The 14,150-nt window shown below is 58.8% G+C and carries 17 protein-coding genes; 6 read left to right on the top strand and 11 right to left on the bottom strand.

All coding sequences use genetic code 11. The annotated features are described in order from the left end of the window. Nucleotides 1-63 precede the first annotated feature (63 nt). From GWQ22_RS01335 to GWQ22_RS01285, 11 genes are all read right to left on the bottom strand, one after another. Nucleotides 64-804: a KDGP aldolase family protein gene (locus tag GWQ22_RS01335; protein WP_275929256.1), complete on the bottom strand. Its 741-nt coding sequence runs from the start codon at nucleotides 802-804 to the stop codon at nucleotides 64-66. Beyond that, complete coding sequence (locus GWQ22_RS01330; RefSeq protein ID WP_275929255.1) at nucleotides 804-1,919, bottom strand: DgaE family pyridoxal phosphate-dependent ammonia lyase; 1,116 nt, start codon at nucleotides 1,917-1,919, stop codon at nucleotides 804-806. Before GWQ22_RS01330 ends, GWQ22_RS01335 begins: the two co-directional genes overlap by 1 nt. Then, entirely contained in the window at nucleotides 1,903-3,042 is a 1,140-nt protein-coding gene (locus tag GWQ22_RS01325) for an amidohydrolase/deacetylase family metallohydrolase (RefSeq protein WP_275929254.1), read from the bottom strand. The genes GWQ22_RS01330 and GWQ22_RS01325 overlap by 17 nt, the downstream gene beginning before the upstream one ends. Before the next feature lie 42 nt (nucleotides 3,043-3,084). Beyond that, nucleotides 3,085-3,735 (bottom strand): DUF4310 family protein, encoded by a 651-nt coding sequence (locus GWQ22_RS01320; RefSeq protein ID WP_042039086.1) that lies wholly within the window; start codon nucleotides 3,733-3,735, stop codon nucleotides 3,085-3,087. 11 nt (nucleotides 3,736-3,746) lie between these two features. Beyond that, complete coding sequence (locus GWQ22_RS01315) at nucleotides 3,747-4,523, bottom strand: DUF4311 domain-containing protein (RefSeq protein WP_275929253.1); 777 nt, start codon at nucleotides 4,521-4,523, stop codon at nucleotides 3,747-3,749. A gap of 40 nt (nucleotides 4,524-4,563) precedes the next feature. After that, nucleotides 4,564-4,860, bottom strand: coding sequence for a DUF4312 family protein (locus tag GWQ22_RS01310; protein ID WP_108537392.1), 297 nt, complete (start codon nucleotides 4,858-4,860; stop codon nucleotides 4,564-4,566). Further along, on the bottom strand, nucleotides 4,860-5,225 hold the full coding sequence (locus GWQ22_RS01305) for a glycine-rich SFCGS family protein (RefSeq protein WP_042039079.1): 366 nt from the start codon (nucleotides 5,223-5,225) through the stop codon (nucleotides 4,860-4,862). The genes GWQ22_RS01310 and GWQ22_RS01305 overlap by 1 nt, the downstream gene beginning before the upstream one ends. After that, complete coding sequence (locus tag GWQ22_RS01300) at nucleotides 5,226-5,588, bottom strand: transcriptional regulator (protein ID WP_275929252.1); 363 nt, start codon at nucleotides 5,586-5,588, stop codon at nucleotides 5,226-5,228. It lies immediately after the preceding gene. Between the two features lie 317 nt (nucleotides 5,589-5,905). Continuing rightward, complete coding sequence (gene degS / locus GWQ22_RS01295) at nucleotides 5,906-7,051, bottom strand: outer membrane-stress sensor serine endopeptidase DegS (protein WP_275929251.1); 1,146 nt, start codon at nucleotides 7,049-7,051, stop codon at nucleotides 5,906-5,908. Nucleotides 7,052-7,140: 89 nt separating this feature from the next. After that, on the bottom strand, nucleotides 7,141-8,502 hold the full coding sequence (locus GWQ22_RS01290) for a Do family serine endopeptidase (RefSeq protein ID WP_212514170.1): 1,362 nt from the start codon (nucleotides 8,500-8,502) through the stop codon (nucleotides 7,141-7,143). A gap of 81 nt (nucleotides 8,503-8,583) precedes the next feature. Next, entirely contained in the window at nucleotides 8,584-8,964 is a 381-nt protein-coding gene (locus tag GWQ22_RS01285; RefSeq protein ID WP_042039073.1) for a YhcB family protein, read from the bottom strand. A gap of 140 nt (nucleotides 8,965-9,104) precedes the next feature. On the opposite strand from GWQ22_RS01285, the gene zapE reads away from it, so the two are divergent. From zapE to GWQ22_RS01255, 6 genes are all read left to right on the top strand, one after another. Further along, complete coding sequence (gene zapE / locus GWQ22_RS01280; protein WP_275929250.1) at nucleotides 9,105-10,199, top strand: cell division protein ZapE; 1,095 nt, start codon at nucleotides 9,105-9,107, stop codon at nucleotides 10,197-10,199. 266 nt (nucleotides 10,200-10,465) lie between these two features. Next, nucleotides 10,466-10,894 (top strand): 50S ribosomal protein L13, encoded by a 429-nt coding sequence (gene rplM / locus GWQ22_RS01275; protein WP_275929249.1) that lies wholly within the window; start codon nucleotides 10,466-10,468, stop codon nucleotides 10,892-10,894. 15 nt (nucleotides 10,895-10,909) lie between these two features. Next, nucleotides 10,910-11,302, top strand: a complete 393-nt coding sequence (rpsI, locus tag GWQ22_RS01270) for a 30S ribosomal protein S9 (protein ID WP_042019610.1) — start codon at nucleotides 10,910-10,912, stop codon at nucleotides 11,300-11,302. A gap of 295 nt (nucleotides 11,303-11,597) precedes the next feature. Next, complete coding sequence (gene petA, locus GWQ22_RS01265; RefSeq protein WP_108536272.1) at nucleotides 11,598-12,188, top strand: ubiquinol-cytochrome c reductase iron-sulfur subunit; 591 nt, start codon at nucleotides 11,598-11,600, stop codon at nucleotides 12,186-12,188. Between the two features lie 2 nt (nucleotides 12,189-12,190). Continuing rightward, nucleotides 12,191-13,408, top strand: coding sequence for a cytochrome bc complex cytochrome b subunit (locus GWQ22_RS01260; protein WP_042039069.1), 1,218 nt, complete (start codon nucleotides 12,191-12,193; stop codon nucleotides 13,406-13,408). Further along, on the top strand, nucleotides 13,405-14,139 hold the full coding sequence (locus GWQ22_RS01255) for a cytochrome c1 (protein ID WP_042039068.1): 735 nt from the start codon (nucleotides 13,405-13,407) through the stop codon (nucleotides 14,137-14,139). The genes GWQ22_RS01260 and GWQ22_RS01255 overlap by 4 nt, the downstream gene beginning before the upstream one ends. Nucleotides 14,140-14,150: the final 11 nt, after the last annotated feature.

The following is a 14,150-nucleotide window of genomic DNA, read 5'->3' as shown; positions in this document are numbered from 1 at the left end:
TTAACAAGCGGGTCATTAACAAGCCAGGCACCGGCCAGTGATCGAGCCGGTGCCATTTTCTCGTCACGCCAGCAGCCGTTTCACCGTGGTGAGCAGGGTACGCACATCGTCGGGGCGGGTCTGGCCACTCTCGCTGTCGATGATGGAGCTGTAGACGTGGGGGATCACCTTCTCGACACCGGCGTCCAGCGCAATCCGCACTATCTCCTCGAAGTTTTCCAGATCGATGCCACCGGTGGGCTCCAGCCAGAAGTCGTGGCGGGCGCAGGCTTCGGCCACCGCCTGATACTCGTCGCGGCAGGCCAGCCCGCCCATGGGGAAGAACTTGACCGAGCTGCCGCCCATATCCTTGAGCAGGGCGATGGCGGTATCGATAGGCACTATCCCGTCCGGCTGCTGGGCACTGAGGGGGCCGGTGGAGATCTTCACCATGCCCGGCGTACCGGTGGGGGAGATAAGGCCATTCACCAGCGTTTGTGACTGGCCGAGCAACGCCCGGCTGGCGCCGACCCCGGTGAACACCTGGTTGACGTGCTGGGGCTGCAGCTGGCGAGCCAGCTCGGCCACCATGGTGGACTGGCGCGGATCGCCCGCCCCCAGTCCGATGGAGAGGGCGTTGTCGATAAGGGCCGCATACTCCTTCATATCGGCGACCGCAGCGGGGATATCCGGATAGTTTTTGGAGAGCACGCCGACCAGCACATGACCTTCAGCTGCGTCGTACACAGCAACGGCATTCTCTTTGGAACCTGCCAGTACGTTGAGGCAGACACGATCACGGTAGTAGTTGGGAGTAAGGGACATCAGCGATTCTCCTGTACGAGGTTGGCAATGGCGGCATGGATCTGGTCGAGCTGGGGGATGGTGACGCTGCGCACATCGATCTCGATGTGCCCCTCGTTGGCCTTGTAGCCACGGCAGTAGATGGCAGGATTGCCCTGCTGCAGGCGGCTTATGACCTGCACCGTGGTCATGCCGATCTGCTGGTGGTCAAACGCGATATCGGTGCGGGCAATGTCACGCCCTGCACTGTCCCACACTACCTTGGCGGTGACGCCGGGCAGCTGGTTGAGGCGTTCGATGAAGGGGCTCATTTTGGCGACCATGGTGGCGCCGCTCTCCTTCTCTTTGGCCAGATAGCGCTCGATGGCGTGGGTCAGGCCGAGGATCCCCTCCTTGCCTACCTTCATGGCGCGGCCGATGCCGTTGGCCTGCTGTTTGACCCACTCCACGTATTGCCGTTTGCCGAGCACCAGCCCGCTGGTGGGCCCTTCAATGGCCTTGGCGCCGCTGTAGATAACCAGATCCGCCCCCTGGTTGTAATAGAGGCGCAGATCCTCTTCCGCAGCGGCATCGACGATCAGCGGCAGGTTGTGCGCCCGGGCCACCCCGGCGGCCTCGGCCACCGACAGAATGCTCTTCTGCACGCAGTGGTGGGACTTGATATAGAGGATGGCGGCGGTGTTGGCATTGATGGCGGCGGTCAGTTGGGCAGGGGAGCACTCGTTGGCATAGCCAGCCTCCACCACCTTGCCGCCACCCAGATTGACCATGGTGCCGACCGGGGCGCCAAAGTTCACGTTGTGCCCCTTGGGCAGCACGATTTCGCTCGGCACCCCGTGGGCATGGGCGTGCAGCTGCTCAAGGCGGTAGGGGTCGCCACGCACTATCACGGCGGCCACCGACTGGGCGATGCCAGCGCTGGCACAGGAGACCACCACCGCATCCTCCACATCCAGCAAGCCAGCCAGATAGGCACCTGTCTTGTTGACCAGATCCTTGACCTCAAAGTAGTGGCCGAGGCCGAAGTTGACCGCATCGACCACCTCCTGCTCGGGGGTGGAGACACCGAGAATGGTCATGCGCCCGGAGGCGTTGATCACCGGTTTGAGCTGATATTTCTCATAAACAGAAGGCATGGTGTGATTTCCCATTGTGAGTCAGAACCAGTTCGCCCCCCACCAGGGCGGCGAGAGGCAGCAGTTGTTGGTCACCGTTGCGGGACTGGGCTTCGGTATCCATAAACAGGCTCGGGCCGCTGGCGACCTCGAACAGGGTCAGGTCTGCATCGGCGCCCACCTCGAGTCGCCCCTTTCCGGTCAGCCGCAGTGCATCGGCCGCATGGTGGGTGACACAGGCCAGTACCTGCTCCAGCGTCATGCCGATGGCGAGAAACTTCGACATCACGTGGGCCAGGCTGTAGACCGGCCCCTTGATGCGGTTCTTGCAGTAGATATCCGAGCTGATGGTGTGGGGCAGGATCCCCTGACGGATGGCAAGCTCCGCCACGTCAAAGCTGAAGCTGGCGCCGCCGTGGCCAATGTCGAGCAACATGCCGCGCTGCATCGCCTCGCGCACCGCAACCCGCAGCTCGCCAGCCGGGGTCAGGATGCGGTTCGGTTTGCCGTTGAAGCAGTGGGTCAGCAGGTCGCCATCCCCCAGCAGGGTGACGATCTCGTCCAGATCCGGCGGTGTGTTGCCCACGTGTACCATCAGCGGCAGCTGGCCGTGGGCCTGCTGCAGCGACTTGGCCATGCGCAGTGGTTGCAGGCCGTTTTCGCCCACCACGCTGCCGCTCATCCGCGCCTTGATGCCGACGATAAACTCGGGGTGGCGCCGAATGGCTGCCGAGGCGAGATCCATATCCAAATCCCGGCTATCAGCCAGTTCGTTCTGGCGCAGCAGGCCAATGCGGGAGAGGTTGAGCAGGGCGTGCACCCGGGTCTTGCAGCCAGCGGCGATCCGCTGGAAGTCGTCCACGTCGTCGGCGCCCGTGCTGCCCGCGTCGATGACGGTGGTGACGCCTGATTCCACCCCGACCTTGTCCGGTTCATCGTGATAGATGGGGGAGGCGGGGTAGCAGTGGGTATGGCCGTCGATCCAGCCTGCGCTCACATGAATACGACCGGCGAGCTCAAGGGTCTCTCTGGCAACCGCCTCAGCAGGCAGGTGACCAATGGCCGCCAGTTTGCCCTCCTGGATGGCGATATCGACGAGCTGGCCATCTCCCTGGCGCCCGGCTCTGATGATCATGTCATGCATGGTGATGACCTCGAAGAGGCCGCCCCGCAGGGCGGCGAGTGCTTATGCCAGGGCGACCGGGAAGAAGGTACCGAGCAGCATGGCCCCCAGAATAGCGCCACCTGTGATGGGCTTGTTCCACACGTAGAACAGCAGTGCACCCAGCAGTGAACCCAGCCCTATGGGGATGGAGGCCCCCATGGCGGAGAGGATGATCAAGGGGCCAAGGAAGCGGCCCGAGCTGTTACCAGCCCCCATCATCACGTCGGCGCCGTAGGTGGAGTTGCTCTGGTTGATGGTGAACTTGCGCGCCAGAATGATGATGCCGCCAATAGCAAGTCCGATGGCCATACCGGTAGCCAGCGAGGCGCCGAAGTTCTCCACCGGATAGACGATACCGGCACCCAGCAACAGGGCGGGCACGCCCAGCCCGACCCCGGTCTGGATAGCGCCGCCAATATCCAGGATCCCCACCAGCGATCCCTCGATGATGCGGGCAAACAGGAAGCTGGCACCGAATGCGGCGACCGCGCCGTAGGCGCCTGTGTCCATGCCGGCTTTTAGCATGGCGACGAAGGCCACCTCGTTGAAGGCGCCGACCCCGTACAGGTAGAACATGTGGGTTCCGGCAAAGACGCCGGCCGAGAGCAGGCCGACGAAGATGGGGAATGACCAGTCGGCGTACCAGAAGTTGTTTCTCAGTTTCTCATCCATGGCATGGCCCCTTATTTGCCGCTAAGCAGGTTATGGACGTTCTCCAGCCACAGGGGAATGCCCATGTGGAAGGATTCAATCAGTTTAATGTCGAAGCCGCGGAAGAAGCCGCTCAGCACGAACAGCAGCACGATGGCGGCCATCATCACGCGAGTGACGTGGTTCCAGCCGCTCTCCTCTACCCCCTTGCCGACCAGGATGCCGAGCACCAGCCCCGGTACTGCGTTGCCCATGATGAGTTGCGCCAGACCGCCGAAGATGGTGGCCCAGAAGCCGGATTTCTTGCCCGCCTCGATGGCGGCGAGCCAGAAGATGACCGGCATGACGGTGTTGACCAACAGGTTTGCAGCCGGCACCAGCACCTTGACGGCGGTGACTTGCAGGGCTTCCGGCACAGCGGCGGCCGTGCTGTTGAGGAAAGCGACGACGATGGCGCCTATGATGCCGCCGGCGATGGCCATCTTCTTGGGATCGTGCAAGGTGGTGGCGAGATCCCGATTCTTGACCAGCAGTGCGGCTGTTGCCCAGTGCGGAATGATGCGGTGATCCACATCCTGGGTGAAGGCACCGGCCGCCACCGTCGAGGCCCAGGCGTTGAAGAAGAAGCCGAGGCCGAACGAGAAGTGGGAGGCGGGATCCCCTTCGCAGGAGTTGAGCTCGCCCAGGGTACGGAAGGCGCCCATGCCCTGTACGGTCGGGGCGTGGAACATCCGCGCCGCGCCAGCCCCCACCCCGACGCCCACCAGGCCGCCGATGATGAGTGACTTGATAAATATGATTAGAAACATCCAGGGTATCCTTCTTGTGAGGTGGTGCCTGCGGGTGGCGTCACACCCGGGTGAACGTGACTTGTTCGGCGTCCAGGCTGGTGACCTTGACCGTGATCTCGAGCTGGACGCGAAACTCGTGGCGCTGGCGCGGCAGGAAGAAGAACAGGAACTTCTCCACCCGGACTGACTCTTCGGCCTTGAGCACCTGCACCTCGACCGGTTCGATCCGTAGCATCACGCGCGGGTTGTCCTTGAGCAGGGTTGGTTGCACCTGACTGAGGGCGGCGGCGAACGCCTGTTGGCGGGTCGTCCCCTTGCCGTTGACGATGACCTGGGTGGTGAAGTTCTCTTTCATCAGACGCGTCCGTGCTTCTTTGCGAAGGCTTCGACCAGCTTCTGGCCCAGCTCTTCCTTGTCCATGAAGCCGAAGCCCAGCACCACGCAGCCGTCATTGATGGCGGTGACACCCTCCTCGACGGAACGCATGCCATAGCGGCACTTGTAGCCGTATTTGGTCTGGGCCGTGATGGCACCGGCGCCACCGCTGCCGCAGAAGGAGATGCCAAGATCCGCCTGCTCCTTGTTCATCACATCACCGAGCTTCATGTCGGCGGCCATGCCAGGGATCACGGTCACGCTGGCACCGGCGGTTTCTGCCCCTGCACCCACTTTCTGGCCCTTGCCGAGACGATCTCCAATCACGAGTTTGATGGCTGACATTTAGATATCTCCTTTGAGTGAGCTGAGTTCGTTTTCTTTGGCGACTTCGAAATGGACGGACAAGAGGTGAGCCTCTTCATAGGCCAGCTTGTCCAGCCAGGCGACGACCTGTTCGGCCAGCTGCAGGGAAAGGGGGGAGATCTCCTCGAACAGGCTGAGGTCGACCTCTGGCAAGGATTCGCCGCTATGGGAGCGCCACACCATGGCCTTGACATGGGAGGCCAGCATCTGCCGTTGCACCTCGTTGGGGATGATGCCCTGTTCGGCCAGCAGGGGATGGATGCGTGCCAGGACCAGGTCGGTCTTGCGCAGCAACGCCGGGCTGTTCGGGGTCAGGGTCTGGTCGTGGGTCTCTGTTTGCAATGTCTGCTCTCCAAGGCTGGCAGAAGGGATGGCGTTACCCTAAGCCCGCAGGGGCGTGCAGAGGAGGCAGCGTTTTTCCGATTCGAAGCGGAAATTCCCGTGCGCTTGGGCTGAAAACGGTGATTTTTGTGCGTTGGTGGGGGCGGAGGGCTGCTATCGGGGCCAACTTAGTGTGATCAAAGGCACACTTGGCCCGCGGGACTGACCCGATAAGGCTTGGCGGAAACTGTGAGTCGCCTCACGGATGATAAGGAAAAGAAGGGGCGCAGAGATGACAAAGGGCGGTATCCCGCCCTTGTAATGGAGAGCACTGAGCGTCAGCTGGCGGCAGCGGCACTCGCGTTGGCATTGTCCTTGTTCTTGTTCTGTTGTCTTTGCTGGTAGCGCAGGTCTTCTTCTATGGTGACCTGCAGCTCCAGTGGCTTGCCATCGCGAAACACCGAGATAGTGAGCTTGGTGCCGGGGCGGCTCTCTACGATCTTGTCCATGGCAGAGCGCACGCCACTGATGGCTTCCCCGTTGATCTTGAGCAGCACATCTCCCCGTGCCAGCCCCCCCCTGGCCGCCGGGCCATTGGGATCCAGGTTCTCGATCACCAGGCCACGCAGATCGCCCAAGTTCATCATGCGTGCCACTATGGGGTTGATCTCGACGCTGGAGATGCCGAGGTAGCCGCGGATGACCCGGCCATTGGCGATCAGCTCGTCCATGATCCGCTTGGCCAGCTTGTAGGGGATGGCGAAGCTGATGCCATAGCTCTCCTGATTGCTATTGAGGTGATAGGCGGCCGTGTTGATGCCGACCAGATCGCCACGGCCGTTGACCAGGGCGCCACCTGAGTTGCCCTCGTTGATGGCGGCATCGGTCTGCAACAGATCCTGCCGCCCGTTGCTGTCCGGCCCCATGCTGGAGAGACCGATCCGGCCGGTGGCACTGATAATGCCTTGAGTGATGGTCTGGCCGACGTTGTAGGGGTTGCCGATGGCGAGCACGACATCCCCCACATCTGGCAGCCGATCGGGATCCTGCGGGATCACCGGCAGGTTATCCGACTCTATGTAGAGCACCGCCAGATCGGTCAGCTGATCGGTACCGACCAGCTCGGCACTGAACACGCGGCCATCCTGCAGCGCGACTATTATCTGGTCCGCATCGGCGATGACATGGTAGTTGGTCAGCACATGGCCACGCGGGTTCATGATGACGCCCGAACCCAGCCCCTGAGGCCTGAGTTCGGCCTGGTTGCCCTGATTGCGGGCGAAGCTGCGGGTATAAATGTTGACGACGGCAGGGCCGGCCCGGTGTGCCGCATAGGAGAAGCTCAGATCGCGGGCATTGGTGATGAGGCCAGGCAGCTGGGCACCGCCACGGAAATCGGGAAACATCAGCAACAGGAGAGCCGCCACGGTTAAACCGAAGCCGATAGACTTGCCCAAGTAACTGATCAAAGGTGGGATTTTCATGTCATTCTCATCCGTACATGCAGCGCGCAGAGAATAACACTATCGGTGGATAAAAATCACCCGCGGCGACGGCCGCGGGTGTGAGGGCGTTAACGTAAAACCAGATAGAGGGAGGACTCCCCGCGCTGTATGTTCAGTGCCAGTACCTCGGGCTTGTTCTTGAGCGCCTTGGTCAGCTCCTCCAGCGAGTTGATGTGCAGGCGGTTGACCCCGATGATGATGTCGCCCTTCTGCAGGCCGGAGGCGGCAGCAGGAGAACGCGGATCGATATCAGAGACAGCCACGCCGGTGACTGGTTCGGTCGTGGTGCTGAGCTTGGCGCCTTCCAGGGCCGGGTGCAGCGCGCTGGCGAGGATCTCGCTGTCATCTGCTTTCTTCAGGATGACCTTGACGGTCTGTTCCTTGCCATCACGGATGAGGCCCAGGGAAACCTGCTTGTCGGCCCCCATGGTCGCTATCTTGGCGCGCAACTCACCGAACGAGCGGATGGCTTTGCCATCTATGCTGATGATGATGTCGCCAGCCTTGATGCCTGCCTTGGCGGCGGCAGAGCCGGGCATGACCTGGTTGACGAAGGCGCCATCCTTCTTGTTGTAGCCGAAGGTCTTGGCGATCTCTGAGGTCAGCTCGGTACCCGTAATCCCCAGCTGGCCACGGCGTACTTCACCGAACTTGACGATCTGTTCGGACAGATCCCGCACCATGTTAGAGGGGATGGCGAAGCCGATGCCGATGTTGCCACCGTTCGGGCCCAGGATGGCGGTATTGATGCCGATCAGCTCACCGCGCAGGTTGAGCAGGGCGCCACCCGAGTTACCGGAGTTGATGGCTGCATCGGTCTGGATGAAGTTCTCCAGATTTTCGATGTTGAGGCCGCTTCTGCCCAGGGCGCTGACGATGCCGGAGGTGACTGTCTGGCCCAGGCCAAACGGGTTGCCTATGGCCAGTGCATAGTCGCCGACTCGCAATTCGTCCGAATCGGCAAATTTGATCTGGACCAGATCCTCAGCCTTGATTTGCAGCAGCGCGATGTCGGACTGCCTGTCTTCACCTATCTTCTTGGCCGCGTATTCACGACCATCTTTCAGGTTGACCTTGATCTCGTCCGCCTCGTGCACGACGTGGGCGTTGGTGATCACGTAGCCCTTCTTGGCATCTATGATGACGCCTGAGCCCAGCGCCTGGAAGGGCCGCTCGCTCACCTGCTCACCAGGCATGTTGGGGCCGAAGAAGAAGCGGAATTGTTCCGGCAGACGCTGGCGGGTGATTTTTTTGCCAGAGACCGAGATATTGACCACAGCTGGCGTGACCTGTTCGAGAACCGGCGCCAGGCTCGGCATCTCCTGGTTGTTCGCCAGCAAAGAGGGCAGCGCAGCCTGCACCGGGGTCGCTGACATAGCGATACCGACACTGAGGGCTAACACACTGAACACAGAAAGAGGTTTACGCATATGAAAAACGGCTCCCAGAAAAAGTTGCAATGCAATCGTCAAGGTCTGACCACGATACAGCGCAGTTAGTTCCGCAAAGAACTAGCTGGACTGCTTGAGCAAACCGGACGCGCCAGCATAGTCACGGGGCGGGATACCGGGTTCTTCGTTGACCTGGGTATCTGCGTTATCGTCGAGCAGCGCTTCGCGGAATCGCGGCTCCTGTGCCTTGGCCAGGAATTTGCTCTGTTCTGCCATGTGGCGATAGAGGGTCTGATACTGCTCGGCCAGTTGCTCCATCAGGGCGGCGCTGTCGGCAAAGTGGGTATTGATCTGGCCCTGGTAGTTTTCCAGCTCCGAGTGTGCTTTTTTCAGCTCTTGTTCCAGACGTCCTGCATCCCGGCTGCGCACCGTGAAACGACCGATGATGATGCCGATAATCAAGGCGGCGACAGCCAGCAGGATCCCATTTAACAGACTCATAGATGCTCCTTATTACAGCTAAATCAGTGTGTGTTGATGCGGCCTGGGTGGCCGCTACGCCTTGATGGCACTATACCGTGCACCCCGAGAGCGTGATACCATTTTGTCCTCTGTTCAGGGACTTGGAGGCGGTTGACAGGATGACCCCGCAGCAAAAATATCAGCAGGATTTGCAGCGCCCCGGCTTTGTGGCCGACCCGGCCCAGGCGATGGCCGTGACCCGCCTGGAGCGACTCTATCAGGATTTGTGCCAAAGCCCGACTCCGACCAGATCCCGCGGCCTGTTGGGCTGGTTGCAAAAGCCCAAGGCCCAGGAACCTGTCCTCGGGTTATATATGTGGGGTGGAGTGGGCAGAGGCAAGACCTGGTTGATGGATACTTTTTTCGAAAGCCTGCCGGGGACGGGAAAACTGCGTATCCACTTCCACCGTTTCATGCACAGGGTACACGACGAACTCAAGGGGCTGACCGGTCAGGCCGATCCGCTCAAGCTCATCGCCAGCAAGCTGGCCAGCGAGATAGACGTCATCTGTTTCGATGAGTTCTTTGTCTCCGACATCACGGATGCCATGCTGCTGGGGACCTTGTTCCAGGAGTTGTTCGGGCACGGTGTGGTACTGGTGGCCACCTCGAACATACCACCACAGGATCTTTATCGAAATGGCCTGCAGCGCGCCCGTTTTCTGCCAGCCATCGCATTGATCGAGCGTCATTGCGAGATACTTAACGTGGATGGCGGGATCGACTATCGCTTGCGTACTCTGGAGCAGGCTGAGATTTATCACTCTCCGTTGGATCAGCAGGCAAAAGCGAATCTTGATCGTTATTTTCAACAGTTAACAGGGTTGGAAGAGGCTCGGGCGGGCAGTGTCGAGATCAACCATCGTCAATTGACGTCGCTGGGGATGGGAGAAGGGGTGCTCTACATGGAGTTCGAGCAACTTTGCTGCACTCCGCGCTCGCAGGGCGACTACATAGAACTGGCACGACTGTTTCACACCGTGTTGCTGGCCAATGTGCAGCCCATGGGGGCGGGCACGGATGACGCGGCTCGCCGCTTCATCGCCATGGTGGATGAGTTCTATGAGCGGCACGTCAAACTCATTATGTCGGCGGCTGTCTCCATGACAGAACTCTACGGGGACGGGCTGCTGAATTTCGAATTCAAACGTTGTCTTTCACGGCTTCAGGAAATGCAATCGCACGAATACCTTGCCAGAGTGCACCTTCCTTAGTCACAATACCGCGCCTGCCAGTCGGATGGGCATCTGCGGCAGGTAGGGCCGGGCGACATTTGCTAGCTTCATGGCAGTGAAATTAGCAGGTGATATTTAAGGCAACTTCACTTATAATCGCCCGGCCCACGTTACAGCTGTCGATAAGGCAGCAACACTTTAAGCTTTACTTGTATTCGAAGGGGTACAGGTAGGCCATCGTTTGTTGTTTGTGGGAGAGCCCCCATAAGCAATTGGGTCTGTAACAGGTAATTGGGTTTAACTTAATGAAAACTTTCGTTGCCAAGCCAGAAACCGTAAAACGTGACTGGTACATTGTGGACGCAGAAGGTAAAACTCTGGGTCGTATCGCAACCGAGATCGCTTCTCGTCTGCGTGGTAAGCACAAAGCTGAGTACACTCCGCACGTTGACACCGGTGATTACATCATCGTTGTAAATGCTGAGAAGATACACGTAACCGGTAAGAAATTTACCGACAAAATGTACCATGCTCACTCCGGTTTCCCGGGTGGTATCAAGTCAATCAGCTTCGACAAGCTGATCAAGCGTAAACCGGAAATGGTAATCGAAGCTGCTGTCAAAGGTATGCTGCCGAAGGGTCCTCTGGGCCGTGCCATGTTCCGTAAACTGAAAGTTTACGCAGGCGCCGAGCATGCTCATGCTGCTCAGCAACCTCAAGTACTGGATATCTAATCGGGAACTGGCAACATGGCAGAAAATCAATACTACGGTACCGGCCGTCGCAAAAGCTCCACTGCTCGCGTGTTTATCAAAGCGGGTAGCGGTAAAATCATCATCAACCAACGCTCCCTGGAGCAGTACTTCGGCCGTCCGACTGCCCGCATGGTAGTTCGTCAGCCGCTGGAACTGGTTGAGATGACCGAAAAACTGGATCTGTACATCACCGTTAACGGTGGCGGCATCTCCGGTCAAGCTGGTGCAATCCGCCACGGTATCACTCGTGCTCTGATGCAGTACGATGAGACCCTGCGTGCCGAACTGCGTAAAGCAGGCTTTGTTACTCGCGATGCCCGTAAGGTTGAGCGTAAGAAAGTCGGTCTGCACAAAGCTCGTAAGCGTCCGCAGTACTCCAAGCGTTAATTCGCTTTTGGTACGCACTCTCACGAGTGTCAAAAAAGCCTGGCCATGTGCCAGGCTTTTTTTATTGGTAATATTATTTACGCCAATGCTAACACCACGTCACAAAAGACAAATATTTGTGTATTTATTGTTTTTGCCCTTCGCTTCTCTTTCTTGTCAAGTTGTTATCTTTTCTTTAAAATTCCCTCGGTTTTTCTGTGACAATTGTAACTCCGCTTCCGCCGCTGTTGTCACGGAAGAAAGGGGAACAGGGACACAATAAGAATGTGCGGAGTCCACATGGGAGAGTTTTTGGATGAGCAATGCGCCAGTTGATACCGGTCGCCGCAGATTTCTTACCTGGTCAACGGTCGCCGTTGGTGGGGTAGGAGCTGCTTTTACCGCAGTGCCGTTTATAAAGTCATGGAACCCGAGTGCCAAAGCCAAAGCGGCGGGTGCTCCGGTAGAAGTGGATATCAGTAAGTTGGAACCAGGTCAGCTCATTCGCGTTGAGTGGCGAGGCAAACCGGTCTGGGTGGTAAAACGTACCGAGCAGACGCTGGATGCCTTGGCTGCTCATAATGACAAGTTGCGCGACCCAGCCTCCGACGAACCCCAGCAGCCCGACTATGCCCACAACGAGCACAGGTCCATCAAGCCGGAAATCTTCGTTGCCGTCGGTATTTGCACCCATCTGGGATGCTCTCCCTCCTATCTGCCGGACAGCTTCGGTGAACAGGTTCAGGGCGTGACCTCCGGATTCTTCTGCCCGTGCCATGGCTCCAAGTTCGACATGGCTGGTCGAGTGTTCCAGGGGGTGCCTGCACCTTTGAACCTGGTCATTCCGCCGTACCAATATCTTAGCGACACCACCATCCTGGTCGGTGCCGACGGCAAGGAGGCTTGACCATGTTTGCCAAACTGATGGGCTGGATCGACGATCGCTTCCCGCTCACTGCCATGTACAACGACCATATGGCCAAGTACCCGGCGCCAAAGAACCTGAACTTCTGGTACATCTTCGGCTCGCTGGCCATGCTGGTGCTGGTCAACCAGATTATCACCGGCATCTGGCTAACCATGAACTACAACCCCTCTGCAGAAGGCGCCTTTGCCTCCGTAGAGTACATCATGCGGGATGTGGACTATGGCTGGTTGTTGCGCTACATGCACTCCACAGGCGCGTCTGCGTTCTTTGTGGTGGTGTATTTGCACATGTTCCGCGGCATGATCTACGGCTCCTACCAGAAGCCGCGCGAGCTGCTGTGGATCTTCGGCATGCTGATCTTCCTCTGCCTGATGGCCGAAGCGTTCATGGGCTATTTGCTGCCCTGGGGTCAGATGTCATTCTGGGGGGCCCAGGTTATCATCTCACTGTTTGGCGCCATCCCGGTGATTGGCGACGATCTGACCCTGTGGATCCGTGGTGATTATGTCATCTCGGGTGCGACCCTTAACCGCTTCTTCGCCCTGCATGTCATCGCACTGCCGCTGGTGCTTGTGATGCTGGTGGTCATGCACATTCTGGCGCTGCACGAGGTGGGCTCCAACAACCCGGACGGCATCGACATCAAGAAGCACAAGGACGAGAAAGGCTGGCCGCTGGATGCGGTGGCATTCCACCCTTACTTTACCGTGAAGGACATGATCGGGGTGGCAGGCTTCCTGTTCCTGTTCTGCGCCGTCATCTTCTTCAAGCCGGACATGTGGGGCTATTTCCTCGAAAAGCCGAACTTTGAAGTGGCCAACGGCCTGAAAACCCCGGCGCACATTGCCCCCGTGTGGTACTTCACACCCTTCTACGCCATTTTGCGTGCGGTGCCGGACAAGCTGCTGGGCGTCATCATGATGGGTCTCTCTATCCTAGTGCTGTTCCTGCTGCCCTGGCTGGATCGCTGCAAGGTGCGCTCAGTGCGTTATCGCAGCACTCTGCACAGGCTGAACATCGCCCAGTTCGTGGTCTGCTTCGTCATTCTCGGTGTCCTCGGCGTGTTGCCATCGACCCCGACCCTGACGCTGATTGCCCAGATCTGTACCCTGGGTTATTTCGGGTTCTTCGTCCTGCTGTTCTTCTACAGCAAGAACGAACGCACCAAGCCGCTGCCGGAGAGGGTGACATTTAAATGAAAAGAATAATTTTTGCAGTGCTGACCCTGCTGCCAGCGCTGGTGTTTGCCAATACCGGTGCCGTGCAGCTGGACAAGGCCAACTATGACTTGAACGACAAGGCGTCCCTGCAGCGTGGTGCCACCACCTTCATGAACTACTGCTTTGGCTGCCATAGCACCCAGTACCAGCGTTACAACCGGGTTGCGGCAGACATAGGCATTCCGGAAGACCTGATGGCTGCCAACCTGATCGTCAACGGTGCCAAGATCGGTGATCTGATGGAAAACTCGGTTTCAGAGCAGGATGCGGCCAAGTGGTTTGGTGCGCCTCCCCCCGATCTGACACTGGTGGCGCGGGTGCGAGGTGCAGACTGGATCTACACCTATCTGCGCTCCTTCTACGTGGACGAGACTCGTCCGTTTGGTGTGAACAACGTGGTGTTCCCGTCGGTGGGTATGCCCCACGTACTGGAGCCGCTGCAAGGCACGCCGCGTGCCGAGTTTGCCACTCATATGGTCGATGGGGTGGAAACCCAGCAGGTTGTCAGTGTTAAATCTGACGGCAACGGTGAAATGAATAACGAAGAGTATGATCAGATGGTACTGGATCTGGTAAACTTCTTGGTCTACTCAGCTGAACCGGTACAACAGGAGCGCGAACGCATGGGCTTCTGGGTACTCGGATTCATCGTGATCTTCTTCATCTTCACTGTGCTGTTGAAGAAGGAATTCTGGCGCGACGTTCACTAAGCGACCAGATC

The organism is Aeromonas sp. 1HA1 (genome assembly GCF_029237385.1).
Taxonomy (GTDB): Bacteria; Pseudomonadota; Gammaproteobacteria; order Enterobacterales; family Aeromonadaceae; genus Aeromonas; species Aeromonas popoffii.
This window is presented reverse-complemented; position numbering and strand designations above follow the sequence as displayed.

Coding starts and splice junctions, on each gene's coding strand:
- GWQ22_RS01335 (WP_275929256.1), bottom strand. CDS start 804: ATGTCCCTTACTCCCAACTACTACCGTGATCGTGTCTGCCTCAACGTA.
- GWQ22_RS01330 (WP_275929255.1), bottom strand. CDS start 1,919: ATGCCTTCTGTTTATGAGAAATATCAGCTCAAACCGGTGATCAACGCC.
- GWQ22_RS01325 (WP_275929254.1), bottom strand. CDS start 3,042: ATGCATGACATGATCATCAGAGCCGGGCGCCAGGGAGATGGCCAGCTC.
- GWQ22_RS01320 (WP_042039086.1), bottom strand. CDS start 3,735: ATGGATGAGAAACTGAGAAACAACTTCTGGTACGCCGACTGGTCATTC.
- GWQ22_RS01315 (WP_275929253.1), bottom strand. CDS start 4,523: ATGTTTCTAATCATATTTATCAAGTCACTCATCATCGGCGGCCTGGTG.
- GWQ22_RS01310 (WP_108537392.1), bottom strand. CDS start 4,860: ATGAAAGAGAACTTCACCACCCAGGTCATCGTCAACGGCAAGGGGACG.
- GWQ22_RS01305 (WP_042039079.1), bottom strand. CDS start 5,225: ATGTCAGCCATCAAACTCGTGATTGGAGATCGTCTCGGCAAGGGCCAG.
- degS (WP_275929251.1), bottom strand. CDS start 7,051: ATGAAAATCCCACCTTTGATCAGTTACTTGGGCAAGTCTATCGGCTTC.
- GWQ22_RS01290 (WP_212514170.1), bottom strand. CDS start 8,502: ATGCGTAAACCTCTTTCTGTGTTCAGTGTGTTAGCCCTCAGTGTCGGT.
- GWQ22_RS01285 (WP_042039073.1), bottom strand. CDS start 8,964: ATGAGTCTGTTAAATGGGATCCTGCTGGCTGTCGCCGCCTTGATTATC.
- zapE (WP_275929250.1), top strand. CDS start 9,105: ATGACCCCGCAGCAAAAATATCAGCAGGATTTGCAGCGCCCCGGCTTT.
- rplM (WP_275929249.1), top strand. CDS start 10,466: ATGAAAACTTTCGTTGCCAAGCCAGAAACCGTAAAACGTGACTGGTAC.
- rpsI (WP_042019610.1), top strand. CDS start 10,910: ATGGCAGAAAATCAATACTACGGTACCGGCCGTCGCAAAAGCTCCACT.
- petA (WP_108536272.1), top strand. CDS start 11,598: ATGAGCAATGCGCCAGTTGATACCGGTCGCCGCAGATTTCTTACCTGG.
- GWQ22_RS01260 (WP_042039069.1), top strand. CDS start 12,191: ATGTTTGCCAAACTGATGGGCTGGATCGACGATCGCTTCCCGCTCACT.
- GWQ22_RS01255 (WP_042039068.1), top strand. CDS start 13,405: ATGAAAAGAATAATTTTTGCAGTGCTGACCCTGCTGCCAGCGCTGGTG.